This is a genomic window from Chryseobacterium sp. StRB126 (assembly GCF_000829375.1).
Classification (GTDB): Bacteria; Bacteroidota; Bacteroidia; order Flavobacteriales; family Weeksellaceae; genus Chryseobacterium.
Genome location: NZ_AP014624.1, coordinates 367,449 through 382,062 on the forward strand (window position 1 = coordinate 367,449; position 14,614 = coordinate 382,062).

11 protein-coding genes are annotated in these 14,614 nt (G+C 35.8%); 5 read left to right on the top strand and 6 right to left on the bottom strand.

What is annotated here, in order from left to right; genetic code table 11:
• Positions 1-2 precede the first annotated feature (2 nt).
• Together CHSO_RS01665 and CHSO_RS01670 are read right to left on the bottom strand one after the other, a co-directional pair.
• Positions 3-1,040 (bottom strand): quinone-dependent dihydroorotate dehydrogenase, encoded by a 1,038-nt coding sequence (locus CHSO_RS01665; RefSeq protein WP_045491663.1) that lies wholly within the window; start codon positions 1,038-1,040, stop codon positions 3-5.
• A 420-nt stretch (positions 1,041-1,460) separates the two neighbouring features.
• Entirely contained in the window at positions 1,461-2,156 is a 696-nt protein-coding gene (locus CHSO_RS01670) for a pseudouridine synthase (protein ID WP_045491666.1), read from the bottom strand.
• Positions 2,157-2,485: 329 nt separating this feature from the next.
• Between CHSO_RS01670 and CHSO_RS01680 the strand changes: the two genes are divergently transcribed.
• From CHSO_RS01680 to CHSO_RS01690, 3 genes are all read left to right on the top strand, one after another.
• A complete protein-coding gene (locus CHSO_RS01680; RefSeq protein ID WP_045491672.1) occupies positions 2,486-4,027 on the top strand; it encodes a glycine--tRNA ligase in 1,542 nt (513 codons plus the stop codon).
• A 107-nt stretch (positions 4,028-4,134) separates the two neighbouring features.
• Complete coding sequence (locus tag CHSO_RS01685) at positions 4,135-4,950, top strand: hypothetical protein (protein ID WP_045491675.1); 816 nt, start codon at positions 4,135-4,137, stop codon at positions 4,948-4,950.
• An 88-nt stretch (positions 4,951-5,038) separates the two neighbouring features.
• Positions 5,039-6,568 (top strand): hypothetical protein, encoded by a 1,530-nt coding sequence (locus CHSO_RS01690; RefSeq protein ID WP_045491677.1) that lies wholly within the window; start codon positions 5,039-5,041, stop codon positions 6,566-6,568.
• 154 nt (positions 6,569-6,722) lie between these two features.
• Here CHSO_RS01690 and CHSO_RS01695 read toward each other — a convergent pair whose 3' ends face one another.
• Positions 6,723-8,051, bottom strand: a complete 1,329-nt coding sequence (locus CHSO_RS01695) for a M48 family metalloprotease (protein WP_232509136.1) — start codon at positions 8,049-8,051, stop codon at positions 6,723-6,725.
• Positions 8,052-8,148: 97 nt separating this feature from the next.
• Here CHSO_RS01695 and CHSO_RS01700 point away from each other — a divergent pair, with 97 nt between their 5' ends.
• The gene (locus tag CHSO_RS01700; RefSeq protein ID WP_084220913.1) at positions 8,149-9,282 is read left to right on the top strand and encodes a serine hydrolase domain-containing protein; all 1,134 of its coding nucleotides are present in this window, start codon (positions 8,149-8,151) and stop codon (positions 9,280-9,282) included.
• Between the two features lie 4 nt (positions 9,283-9,286).
• Positions 9,287-9,898, top strand: coding sequence for a YdeI/OmpD-associated family protein (locus CHSO_RS01705; protein WP_045501706.1), 612 nt, complete (start codon positions 9,287-9,289; stop codon positions 9,896-9,898).
• Between the two features lie 81 nt (positions 9,899-9,979).
• Here CHSO_RS01705 and CHSO_RS01710 read toward each other — a convergent pair whose 3' ends face one another.
• The 3 genes from CHSO_RS01710 to CHSO_RS24850 are packed head-to-tail and all read right to left on the bottom strand — an operon-like array spanning position 9,980 to position 14,614.
• Positions 9,980-10,603, bottom strand: a complete 624-nt coding sequence (locus CHSO_RS01710) for a hypothetical protein (RefSeq protein WP_045501708.1) — start codon at positions 10,601-10,603, stop codon at positions 9,980-9,982.
• Between the two features lie 8 nt (positions 10,604-10,611).
• Positions 10,612-10,893, bottom strand: a complete 282-nt coding sequence (locus tag CHSO_RS01715; protein WP_144428837.1) for a hypothetical protein — start codon at positions 10,891-10,893, stop codon at positions 10,612-10,614.
• A 46-nt stretch (positions 10,894-10,939) separates the two neighbouring features.
• Complete coding sequence (locus tag CHSO_RS24850) at positions 10,940-14,614, bottom strand: DUF6443 domain-containing protein (RefSeq protein WP_052480462.1); 3,675 nt, start codon at positions 14,612-14,614, stop codon at positions 10,940-10,942.

Sequence of the window (14,614 nt, forward strand, 5' to 3'; positions counted from 1 at the left end):
TATTATCTAGGCAATCTGCTTGCTCTTTTTAAAATCTCTTTGTTGATTTCGTTAATCAATTCCGGGCCTTCATAGATAAATCCGGTATACAACTGAACCAGACTTGCACCGGCATCTAATTTTTCAATAGCATCTTTGGCTGAGTGAATTCCTCCTACTCCAATGATTGGGAATGCTCTGTTACTTTTATCGGAAAGATACTTAATCATTTTTGTACTTCTCTCACGAATAGGTTTTCCGCTTAATCCCCCATTTCCTATTTGCTCTAAAACTTCAGGAGATGTTTTCAGCCCTTCTCTGTTTACTGAAGTATTGGAAACAATTACTCCATCTATTTTTGTTTCTGCAATCAGCTCTACAATTTCGTCCAACTGGGTGTTATTAAGATCGGGAGCAATTTTAAGTAGTATGGGTTTCTGTACAGATTTTGACAGATTGATTTTCTTTACTTCCGTAATTAGCTCACGAAGGTATTCCACATCTTCCAATTTCGCGTGGCTTCCTACATTCGGACAGCTTACATTGAGTACAAAATAATCTACATGAGGATGAAGACCTTCAAAACAATCCAGATAATCCTGTGTATAGTTTTCAGGTTTTGTATCTGTATTTTTTCCGATGTTTCCGCCGATGATTATTTTCCCTTTATTAGATTTTAACTTTTCAATAGCAGCCTGAAGACCATCATTGTTGAATCCCATTCTGTTGATGATCCCCCCATCTTCAATAAGACGGAATAATCTTTTCTTAGGATTTCCTGCCTGAGCCCTTGGTGTTACAGTCCCGATTTCTACAAATCCGAAACCTAAGTCTCCCAATTCGTTGAATAAAACAGCATTTTTATCAAAACCGGCAGCCAATCCTACAGGATTTTTAAACTTCAATCCGAAAACTTCTCTTTCCAGACGTTTGTCTTCAATAGGTTTTGGGAAAAATAATTTAGTAAGGAATCCAAAATTTTTAAGCATCGAAAAAGTAAAGTGATGCACTTCTTCGGGATCAAATTTGAAAAGAATTGGACGAATGAGCGATTTGTACATTGAAAAAAAGTTTTACAAAATTACTCATTTTAAAATTAATCGTGGATTAACCTATGATATTTTATCAAAATGATTAATACATAACATCTATAAGGCTAATAAGATCTATATACTCTGCAAACTCAGTGATTTTTTTAAATGCTTTGATCGCAAAAGAGCATGACCATCCTGAAAACATTTTTATTCGCAAGGGTGTTTCACAAAGCTAAGAATCTGTTCCCATTTGCTGAACGAAGTGCTTTAGCAACTGAAAAATAAAAATCACTTCGCAATAAAATTTTGTGAACGTCACGGTAAATAAAGGAATTTCATTATCATTATCTCTAAGCAGCAGCTTAAAAACTAATTACAGAGTTTGTCCCTGGATCCTTGTCAAGGTTTAAAACCTTGACAAGGATTGACTTTCCCTTTCGTTATAAATTAAGAATACTGACTCAAATCAAAATTCAAAATATCTCCTACTCTTCTGAACTCTTCATCTATAGTTGCATTGACGGTAATTCTTTCGTCAGAAACAGGATGATTGAATATTAATTGATGAGCATGAAGTGTCATTTTGTTGATACCAAATGTTTGAAGCCACAACTTATTTTGTTTATTGCAGCCATGTTTACGGCAGCCTAAAATAGGATGCAGAATATGTTTAAAATGTTTTCTTAACTGATGAAACCTTCCCGTTTCAGGAATTGCTTCTACCAAAGAATATCTCGAAGTCTGATGCTTTAAAAAGGGTAAATCTATTTCCGAAGTCTGCAAACGACGGTAGTATGTAACTGCATTTTGTGTAACTTCATTTTCATTAACCAAGTCGTAATCGATGGTTTCTTCTTCTGTTGTCCAACCACGAAGAATGGCCAGATATTTCTTCTCCACTTCGCGTGATGCAAATTGTTCGCTCATGATTCTAAGGGTATCTTTATCTAAAGTAAACAGCAGAACACCCGAAGTTTTTCGGTCTAACCGATGTACAGGAAACACTTTTTGCCCAATCTGGTTTCTCAGTTCCTGAATAGCATAAGTATCTGCTTCTCCGGCATAAAAGGATTTATGAACCAATAGTCCGCTGGGTTTGTTGATGGCAATAATATGCTCGTCACGATAAAGAATTTCTAACATGGGGCAAAAGTAGAAATTTTTCTACTGATTCTTATTTCAGATGAGAAAACCTTCAACGTTTAATGATAGATTTATTCTAAACCTAACGGGTTTTTGAAACCCGTTAGGTTTTATTAGCCCTGATTGAGCGGTATGTTTGAGCTCTTTTCTGGAGTTTCGCGGCGGCTTTGCCGCCGCGAAACTCCAGAAAAAGCGAGTAGCGAAAGCAGGTTCCCGGCTTCTAAAAATGAAAATAAAAGTATTTACAGTATTATTAATAGCTTTTTTTGTTGAATTTCATGATTTTGGAATCCAAATTCATATTTTTGCACATCAGACGTAAAAAAATTATGGCAAAGCAAGAAGATGTTTTCAAGAAAGTAATTTCTCACGCTAAAGAATATGGATTTATTTTCCCTTCCAGTGAGATCTATGATGGTTTATCCGCTGTTTATGATTATGGACAGAATGGGGCTGAACTTAAAAATAATATCAAACAATACTGGTGGAAAGCTATGGTACAGCTTAACGAAAATATTGTGGGTATTGATTCGGCGATCCTTATGCATCCAACAACATGGAAAGCATCAGGCCACGTAGATGCTTTCAACGATCCATTGATTGATAATAAAGATTCTAAAAAACGATTCAGAGCAGATGTTTTGGTGGAAGACTACTGCGCGAAAATTGAAGATAAAGAGAATAAAGAAATCGAAAAGGCAGCGAAGAGATTCGGGGAAGCTTTCGATAAAGATCAGTTTGTTGCTACGAATCCAAAAATTTTAGAATACAGAGCAAAAAGAGAAGCTATTCTTTCAAGACTGGCAAAGTCTTTAGAAAATGAAGACCTTGCTGATGTAAAAGCTTTAATTGAAGAGCTTGAAATTGCTGATCCGGATACAGGTTCTAAAAACTGGACGGAAGTAAGACAGTTCAACTTAATGTTCGGAACTAAATTAGGAGCTTCTGCAGACAGCGCTATGGATCTTTATTTGAGACCAGAAACGGCTCAGGGTATTTTCGTAAACTACTTGAATGTTCAGAAAACTTCACGTCATAAGCTTCCTTTCGGTATTGCCCAGATTGGTAAAGCCTTCAGAAATGAGATTGTTGCAAGACAGTTCATCTTCAGAATGCGTGAATTCGAACAAATGGAAATGCAGTTCTTCGTAGCTCCGGGTACAGAACTTGAATTCTACGAGCAATGGAAACAAAAACGTCTGAACTGGCACTTGGCATTAGGATTAGGTAGTGACAACTACAGATTCCACGATCACGAAAAATTAGCTCACTATGCCAATGCTGCAGCGGATATTGAATTCAACTTCCCATTTGGTTTCAAAGAATTGGAAGGTATTCACTCCAGAACAGATTTTGACCTTAAAGCTCATGAAAAGTTCTCAGGAAGAAAACTTCAATACTTTGATCCTGAAAGAAACGAAAACTATGTTCCTTATGTAGTGGAGACTTCTGTAGGTTTAGACAGATTATTCTTATCTATCTTCTCCCATTGCTTAAGAGATGAAGTATTGGAAGACGGTTCAGAAAGAACAGTTTTATCCTTACCTCCGGCATTAGCGCCAATTAAGGCTGCTATCCTTCCATTGATGAAGAAGGACGGTTTAGCTGAATATGCTGAGAAGATCTTTAACGATCTGAAATATGATTTCAACTTATTCTACGAAGAAAAAGATGCGATCGGAAAACGTTACAGAAGACAGGATGCTATTGGTACTCCATATTGTATCACTGTAGATCACGACTCATTAACGGATCATACGGTGACCATCAGAGACAGAGATACAATGCAGCAGGAAAGAGTTCCGGTTTCAGAATTGAGAAGAATCATTGATGAGAAAACCAACTTCAGAAATCTACTTTCTAAAATATAACATTAAAGCCCTGATTTTTCAGGGCTTTTTTCATTTTCAAAAAAAATATATCCATATTGTGAAAATGATTACTTTTGAAGCTATTAAAAAAAAACTAATTATAAACTATGAAGAAATTAATCATTTCATCGCTAACTATAGCCGTAATTGTAAGCTGTAGCTCTTCAAACGATGATACTACCAATGACAATAATACCACTCCAACTCCTTATCTTCTAAAAAAGGTCACCGAAACTACAGATGATGGAGATACTTTTATACTTGAATTCAAATACAATGGTGACAAGATCACAGAATCTTTCAGTACTACGGATGATGAAAAAACAGTATATACCTATAGTGGTGATAACATTGTAAAAACTGAGGAATTTGAAGGTGGAAAAATAAGACAAGTAAGAGAATTCACTTATTCTAATGGAAAGATAGCCTCTGAAAAAGTAACCCGAACAGATTTCGGTACATTGGTTTACACAAAAAACTATCAATACGTAAGTGATACTCACGTTAAGTTTAATGAATATAAAGGATCTACGTATAACCCATCAACAGGAACATATTCAAATATTGAATTTGCCCAAGTAGATGCATATCTAACCAATAATGGGAATGTGGCTTCCACAAACTATACTTATCATGGAACAACCTATAATGTTGCTAATACCTATGATAGCTCCAATCATCCAATGAAAAATGTAAAGGGCTATGTGAAAATTGATTTATTTTATTTAAGTGACGGCGAACTGAGTTATAATAATTTAATTAGCAGAAATGAAGATTATACAGGAACTGTAAATGGTAAAAACAAAACAACTGCAGCTCATACTTTTAATAATGCTGCTTACCCTACTAAGAGTGTCATGACTTACACAACCTCAACTTTCGGGACAAATATTCATACATATAACTACGAATACAATAAATAATTTTTCAAATAAAAAGCTCTGGTTTCAGAGCTTTTTTATTTTTCTTCAATATATCCTATAATTTATTATTTTAGTCCAAAATTCAACCATGAAAAAAATCACTTTATTGGTGTTTGGGCTCATCCAGACATTTGCATTTTCCCAAACCCAGGATTTAACAACATTAGCGGCAGGAGACCATGTAGGAATGAATGCGCTGTTTGATGATAAAGACAATCTTTACGGCTATGTTTCCATCTATTCTTACGGAAAATCTGGGGATAAAACCAAGAAATTTGAATACGTTATATTGGATAAGAACCTCAATCCTGTTGCCAATAAGGAATTTGAAGGCGATATCACCGCAACCTCTTATTGGGGATATGTGGACTTCAAAGGACAAATTATTCTAAAGCCATCCATGATGGATTATTCTCTGATAAAAAGCAGAGAAGTCTTCACTCCTGTTTCCATGGTCATCAATCCGAAAACCAATACCATTACCAGAAAGGTATATTATGATTATCTCGAAGATGGAAGCTTCAAAGAAATCAACGAACCTAAAAGTTGGAAGGAACAGCGTAAGGAAAACCGTGATGAGAAAAAAGATAAAGGGTACAACTACGTTTCTGCCGTAGGTGAGCTAAAAGAAGGCGGTTATTTTGCTGTAGAGTACAAAGATTATGGAAAGTATGAAAATAACAACAGCCTTATGAAGTTTGATGAAAATAAAAAGGAGGTCTGGAGATATAAATACAATACTGACGGAACCAAGAAAATTTACACCACCTTATCTGTTCTGGAAAGAGATGATAATTATATGTACTGCATCATGAAAAAAGTAAATGAAAAGCAGAAAACATTCACTCTCTTGGTTCTTGATATGAAAACCGGAAAAGAAACTTCCAACAAACTGGTTACCGGACTGTCTGATGATACAACAGCTAATATTGATTCTTTCTACTCTGATTACAGAAAAATAGATAATGACAAAACTTTCGATGATAAAGTAGTTCTTGTGGGAAGAAACTATGATGACTCTCAGTCTGTAGGATTTGCAAGAATGATGGTAGACAAAAAAGATTTTACTACAGATACTAAAACAATCAATTATGAGCCTAATATTGCAGCCTTCCTTCCAAAAGTGAATAAAAACGGAATGGTGGAAAACGGTTATATCCTTCAGACCAAGGATATGTATTTTATGAATGATGGAAGTGTGGGAATTTTATCTGAAAAATATAAACCAGCAGGACAATATAATGCTCCCAAAACAACAGATCTCGTTTACATCTATACAGATAAAGATTTCAAGGTGAAAAATGTTCAGGTTTTTGAAAAAGAAAAATCAAAATGGGTAAACAGTGATTATCTGTTCTCACAATACCTCAACGGTGGAAAAGACGTGGTTTTCTTCTACCGCGATTACCAGAAAGATGAAGTAACAAGACAGAAAAAGTGGAATCTATTCATCAATACGGTTATTGATGGGAAGTTCAAGCAGGAAATTATTCCTATCTCCGAAAAAGACAACTATCAGGTAACACCTTATGTTGCCAAAGAAGGCTATATTCTTCTCCGCGAATACAACACAAAAGACAAATACAATAAGATCCGTTTAGAAAAACTGAACTACTAATCCACAGCATTTTCTATTCGTGCATTCGTTGCTAAAACAAAAGCTATCTCCTGTTTGAGATAGCTTTTTATTTCTAAAAATTCGCTGCTGTTTTAATGGCCTGACAGATCAAGGAGATCACGCAGATTTGTGGGAGCATTATTCGTCTTTACTATCATTTTGATGTTGTAGCAATTCCGGCAGCCTGATAATAATCTGAAATATTTTTAATCTCATCCAGGCTTAGGTTCCACATGAAATTCAGAAATTGTTGATAGCTTTCACTTTGACCCTTAGGCTCCACCCTGTCCAGATAGCGGTTCAGATTATAATTTTTTCGGGCTTCATAAATTTTAGAAAAACATTTTCCCAGCCAATTTTTATAGTATTTTTCTTCTTCACCATCCTGAAGGAATTGCATCGCTACATAAATCCCCAATCCATAATCTTCTGAATGAAAATAATTTGGAAGGATCTCCATTCTTGCGGTCTTTTTCAGAGCAAGATAAGCCTCTGACGGTTTTTCCGGTTCTTCGGAAATATTCAGCTCAGGAAAAGTTTTTTTAAGACTCTCTATTCTTTTTACCATTTCAGGGTGAGATGCTAAAGAGTCTTTATTCAGTTTTTCTTTATAAAAGTTATAATTGTAGAGTGAAAAATCTTCTTTCTTCATCCACTTCTCACTGAAAGCCTGCTTTGGAAGATCAAAAAGCTTCTTATAGGTCTCTATTTTAAGTTCTCTTGGAGAGATTGTATCAAATATTTGAAGTTTTTGTAGTCCGTTGATAAATTCACTCTTCTTAAAATCACTGTTTTTAAAAATAACATATCCCAGATTGTCTGCCTGCATTTCAAGCTTTCTCTTCTCTACACTTTTTTTGTAAATCCTGTTTTTAAGAATATCAAATGCTTTTTCATTACGCCCCAGGCTGAGTCGATCTGTTGTTTCCTTGATATTTTGTACTGCAGATTTATCCAATGTATTCTGTTCAACAATATTCAGGACAGATTTCAGCGTATGATCTTCTATTTTATGCCCTAGTTCATGGGAAATTACACCCGCTACCTGAGCTTCATTATCCATCCAGTTATACAGTCCCATGTTAATAACAAAAGTTCCATCTGCCAGACAATAAGCATTAGGAGTATTATCTCTTGCAATCAAAATTTTAAGATCCTGAGGTATTTTTGGGTTATTTTTTCTGAGACGTTCTACCAAAGATTTAATGACCGCATCAAATTCAGACTTGAACACAAAGTCTTTGTTTTTCACCTGATTTTCAAAATCAGTTCCGAATTCTTTATAAATTTTAGACATTTCAGAACCCGTTCTTCCTGAATATTGTGACCTTAGCCCTTTTATCAGGCTTTCGTTGTGAGCTGTAAAATTTTTCAAGAATTCTTTCCGCTGAAGGTAATCTGCAGTATCTATCGCTTTATAGGTCTGGGAAATCCCTGCTGCTGACAGCAGGAAGCACATCAATACAATAAGTTTTCTGGTCATGTTTTTCATCAATTAAACAAAAATAATGTATTTGATGATTCATTTTTATTTTTTCACCCAAATTATTTTAAATTTGTTAAAGACCGATTGACAAAAAATGAGAATACTAAAATACATGATAGGAGGAGCTGCAGCCGGAGCTGCGGCAGCTTACTTTTTCGGATATGATTATTTATTCAGTGGTATTTCCAAAACCTACCTTAAAGGAAGATCAAGTGCCCATATTGATGATGGAAATCTATTTCCCAGTAATTCTATTGCTGCAGGATCTCCCAAACAATGGGAAGAACATGCTGAATATAATAAAAAAGAACTACCTAAAGTTTTAGTTGATGATTTAAAACAGTCTAAAACAGCATCTTTTATAGTGATAAAGAATGGTGAAATTATTCACGAACAATATTGGGACGGCTATAATCAGCTTTCACAAACCAATTCTTTTTCTATGGCCAAAGCTGTGACTGTCATGCTTTTGGGGAAAGCTCTGGAAGAAGGACTTATCAACAACATTGATGAAAAGCTTTCTGACTTTCATGCTGAATTTAAAGAGAAAACTTTCGGAAATGAAGTCACTCTTAAAAATCTGGCTCAGATGGAATCCGGCCTCGATTGGGATGAAAACTATAATAATCCGTTTCTGCCCAATGCCAAAGCTTATTATGGAAAGAGTCTGGTAAAGGCTGTATTTTCACGAAAATTCAAAGAGCAGCCGGGAACAAGATTTGAATATCAAAGCGGAACCACTCAGCTTCTTGGTTTTGCTCTGAAAAAAGCACTGAAGCAGCCATTGGCAAGCTATCTATCTGAAAAATTCTGGATTCCAATGGGAATGGAACAAAATGCGAAATGGAGCACTGATGACCATGGAATGGAAAAAACCTATTGCTGTATTCATTCCAATACAAGGGACTTTGCAAAAATTGGACAGCTGTTTCTGAATGATGGCAAAATTGGAGATCAGCAGATCCTTAATACAGATTTTATTGAGCAGATGAGAACTCCGACAGAAAAATCGGAAAACATTTACGGAATGGGGCTTTGGACCAATCATGACAACCCAATCAAACATTATTATTTTCTAGGTCTTCAGGGGCAATATATCATTATGGTTCCGGAACATAATATGGTGATCGTGAAAACAGGAAGCTATGCTAATAATCCTAAAAATGATAGAGGAAGACCGGATCAGGTGAAGTTTTTGGTTAATGAAGCCGTACAATTATTCCAATAAAAACATGGAAAAATACAGCTCAACAATAGATACTTATATTGAAAAGTCGCAGGATTTTGCAAGGCCGATTCTGAATTATTTACGCGAAACCGTTCATGAGTACTGCCCAGACGCAGAAGAAACCATGAAGTGGAGTTTTCCACATTTTATTTACAAAGGGAAAAACCTTTGTGCTATGGCTTCTTTCAAACAACACTGTACCTTCGGGTTCTGGCTGGAAAAAGAGATAAAAACCATTCAGGAAATTACTCAAGATATTGAGAAGAGCTCTATGTTTAGCTTAGGCAGAATCACCAGGATTGAAGATCTTCCCTCAAAACCTCAGCTGAAAAAAGCCATTAAAGAAGCTATGGAGCTTACAGATATGGGGGTTACCATGAAAAAAGCAGCCCCTTCCAAAACAGAAGTAGAAATTCCTGATTATTTTCAATCTGCATTAGAAGCTCAGTCAAAAACATTAGCCATTTTTGAAAAAGCCTCACCATCCTTCAGAAAAGAATATATCACATGGATTATAGATGCGAAAACAGAAACTACCCGCAATAAAAGAATGGAGCAGGCTTTGGAATGGATTGCAGAAGGAAAAGGAAGGAATTGGAAGTATGAGAGGAAGTAAGAGTTTCAAAATTTATACTAACATCAAACAAAAGATCCCCCAAATTTAGGGGGATCTTTATTGATTTGAATAATAGTATTATTATTTACTCTGTTCAAGTTTTACATCTTTCGGAAGATCAAAAAAAGAATCGGCTACATCTTTATTATCTATCTTGGTTGCAATACTTACCATTTTAAACTGTTGATTTTCAATAATCATTTTTAATGGAAAAGCTCTTGCTTTGGAAATATAATCATACCAATTACCGAATTTATGATTCTTGAAAAGATTCGGATCTACACTAACTGAGGAATTGAAATAATATTTCTGAATTCCACTTTTACATACTAAGATCACTTCATCACATGTTTTACCAAGTATTGTAGCAGCATTCTTTTTGACTTCTGCTTTCAATACCTCATCTCCTTGTATGCTACAATCATTCCAGTATACCGTTTCAGAGTTTCCCATCTTGTTGTAAAGCTTATTTTCTTTATTGATATACAATTGCCAAAGAATAAGTTTTCCATTGGAAATAGATTTATAATTTCCATTTTGGGTAAAGTAATTCTGAGTGGTTCCCAGCATTACATTCAGCTGGTTATTACTAAGCTGTGCCACTTTACTTTCATAAGTATTGGAATACACTATTTCTCCTTTGAAATTTTGTGAGTGTAAAATTCCTGACAAACATATCAGCAAGATTCTCAATATATTTTTCATACTATCCATTAAAACTGATCATTAAACTGGGTTATCATTAATTCAGGTTTAGTTTTTGAGTACTTTACCTTGACTGTATCTCCCACTTTAAAGTTTTCAGACTCAGAAAAACCATCTGATTCGATATATTCGGTTCCATTAACAGTATATTTTACCCATACATTATTACCTTTGTATGTAGACTTTTTTGTTACTATTCCATTGGTAATTTCATAGTCTTGGTTCACATAGTCAATATCTTCCAATACATTCTTTCGGATTGTAGTTGCTATAAAATATATTCCTAACATTAAGACTGCTATAGTAGCAAAAACTTTTAATTTATCTTTCATATTATTAAAACCCAAACCATGATTTTATTTTATCTCCTAACGATCCTTGAATGGCTTTATTAACAATTTCTCCATTTTTCACTACGGTTTTCGTTATTTTGGCAGCAGCAGCATTTTTTCTTGCTACTTGAGCTACAGCCTTTGATTTCGCTAATTTAGAGGTAGCTAACGTTGCATTTACTCCATACATATTCCTTCCTCCATTGGTTAGTCTATTAAAATTATTGGTAGCCAGCGTTACATTTCTTAAGGCCTTTGTTTCTGCTACAGTGGCTTTTGCCAAAAACTTACCTGATACTTTATTTAACTGTTTCGCTGCAGCCCCGCCTGCTTTTCCAGCTGCAACATCCATTAAACCGTCAGCCCAAGCTTTACTACCAGACTTTTTACCATTGAAAATATTCTGATTTCCTTCATTTCCGGAATAATCTACAGCTGCTTTAGCGACTACTGATCCTGCCTCTACAAGGAATTTGGCTCCAACACCAAGGCCTGCACCGGCTAATGCTCCTTTACCTGTTTCTATAGCAACATCAGCCCAGTCTACTTCTTTGAATGATTTTCCTGACAAAAGCTGTCCACCTAATTCCAGACCACCCCCAATCAGAGCTCCTCCCAGTGCAGTCAGACAGTTGGGACATCTTCCATCCGGATCATCATACCTGATCGGATCATTATATCCATAGGCGTATGGGTTTAGGTTCTTTACGTTAAATACTCCGCCCCCATTAGCAAGAAGTATTCCTGCAGAGATATCATCGTCATCATCATCATCTGCTTCATTTGGATTAAAGGTAAAATCAAGATCTTTTATCAGCGGATCTGATGTAGTCCATCTACCAACATCAGGCATATAATGACGCCATCCGTAATCATACATTCCTGTCTCCTGGAGCTCTTTTCTGTTATACTTATAGTTTTTATAACTTCCTGCTCCAAAATAAGCTCCTCCTGTTTTTAAATGATTCATTCCAAAAGGATAGTAATCATTGGCATCAGTGATTTCAAAAGCCCCATTCTGGTTATTTCTACTGAAACTTACCCTTACATTCCCCAAATGGTCTTTGTACTGGTAAATATAGGATTTTTTCTGATAATCATAGAATCCTTCGGTTGTTGCAAAGAATTGGAGCTCTGGATTATGAGGGTTTTTAACAATAGGATCAATCGGTAGAGGATCCAGATCAATTGGTGGTATTTTTTTGAAGGCTTCCATCTCAAGAGCGACCTGAGATTCCGAAGATGTTTTAGAAAACATATCAGTACTACCGCCGCCGCCATTATTTGAAGCGGTTTTATTTAAATACTGAAATCCGTCAAGATAGTCTGTAATCTCTTTAGTCCAGGTTGTACTCGTAATTCCTATACTTGTGAGGGTATTCTCTTTACGAACTTTTACCCCATCAGATCGGAACTTACTATTTATCTCTGTAGTGACTTGTCCACCACCTATCACCAATGAATTCTGTAAATTTAAATGATTATAACCAATATCTGAGATCTGTTTATCGAACATATTTTTCATATTCCCATTCAGGTCGTATTCAATAAGAGATCCTACAGTACCTTCATACCCGGATTTATTCTTACTGAGGTCTTTCATTTTTACCGCATGGTTTCCTACATTGGTATATTCGATATTGTCAATTACAGTAGCTGTTGTATTCCCGTTTTCCATCACAGATGTTCTGTAAAGGTTTGTAATATTTCCGTTTAAGTCATAGTCGATGGATTCTGTATGCTCTCTGGAATAGGGATTATTCGGATTTTGATAATATCCGGCTGTCACTCTGTTTAAGCTATCATAAACATATCCATATCTTTTAGGCTCCATTGGAGGATTTGCTCCTATCGATTCCACAGCCCTCCAGTCTACTTCTGCAATATTTCCGTTATATCTAGCCTGCACATCTTTTCCTGCAAATAAAACAGGGTCCGGCTTTGTGATACCATTCTTCTGGTTATATTTAATTTTATATGCAAATAGTTTTCCACCCAAGTCAGGAATTCCCATCTGATCTTTGTTGACATCTGTCAACCAGCCTTTAACATTGTAAGCATAATCAATACTTTGCAGGTTGTTTCCCACCTTTTTGGTAGCTAACTGAGCAAACTCGTTATAAATATTCTCTGCCAATAACTGTTCCGGCCAATAATCTACCTGGTGATAATGTTTTAACAATCTGTTCTGATTATCATATTCAAAACGTTCTTTCACATTAACCTCTGGTTCAGTAGTTCTTCTGAAATGCTTTGTTTTTGTACTCAGAGTAACTCCGGAAAAATCCAGATCCGTTTCTATTCTGGTATATCCCCCCAAATAGTTAATAGAATGGGATCCTATCACTCTTGCTTTATCATCATAAAGAGTGTAATTCTTCGTCCAATTATCATCTTCAACATTCTTCAACAGAGTTGCTACAGGTAATCCTTTGGTGCTTCTTCCGTCTGCATTAGGAACCTCTGTAAGCACAGTCTTTCCCGGAATAGTAAGATCAGGATTAAAATTATATGGAGGATAGCTGTCATAATAATTGACACTTAGTAGAGTAGGAATTTGCCCAACAAAATTATTATCTGTATAATAAACAGTTATTCCATTTCGGGTAAATCCGGTGGAATTTCTGCTTTCGATAATCAGTAGATCTTTTATTTCATTTTGTCTGTCAGCCCTTTCTCCTCCTGTTAAATAGCCTGTGTACACTACTCTTCCCAACTTATCATACTTAGAGATCACCCATTTATTTTGAGCTCTCAAATTAGCATCCTGAGATAATATTAGTCTGTCCGATTTATCATATACCATATACTCCCAGTCTTTTCCCGGAAGCTTTTTTTCTACCATAAGGTTTCCACCATTATACCGATATTCGTAAGCCAGATTGTCCTGATCTGCAGGAGTCCAGCTCTGGATTTTGGATAGCATTGGCGGAACTACAAAAGCTAACTGGTTATATTCGTTATAAATATAATAAGTATCTGCATTTTCTGAACTGCTTACGACATTCCTTATCAGAATAACCTGTCCTTTACCATTTTTAAACTCAATCGTCTTGTTTCCATCTTCATCGGTAACTGTGTTCTTATATAACTGATTGGCTCCATAGACACCAGCATTAGAAGGAATACTTTTGGTAGCTCCTCCTACCCAGCTTGTAGAAGTAGTAAATTTCTTTACTGCATCGGCTGCTGTATTGGCCTCATTATCATATTTTATCGGTTTTCCCATCCAATCAGTCCCTATCTGGATCTGCTGCTGAAGCCTATCCAGCGGAGAGCTTTCCAATACTTTTTCTGAAAATGCTCTCTCATTTGTATAAAGGTTTTGTGGATCTCCTACCGGGAACGGAACTAATCCAGAGTTCTGGGTATAAATAAGTCCATCTTGTGTTCCTGACTGAGGTACGGGAAGATATTCTCTTGTTTGTCTTCCAAATCCATCATAGATAACCGGGATCACAACATCTCTTCCCTGCGGAGTTATTTTTACATTTACAATTTGTTTTAATTTTCCTAATCCATCATAATACTCAACTTTACGCATTTGCTTTGCGTTGGGCTGGGAGGTGGTTACGGGTTCAAGATAGGTACGGGCCTGTACATAATTCTCGAGGTTTGATTGTGATTTTAAAGTACTTATAGAAAGCACTAAACCGATTGGGATTATTATTTTTTTCAT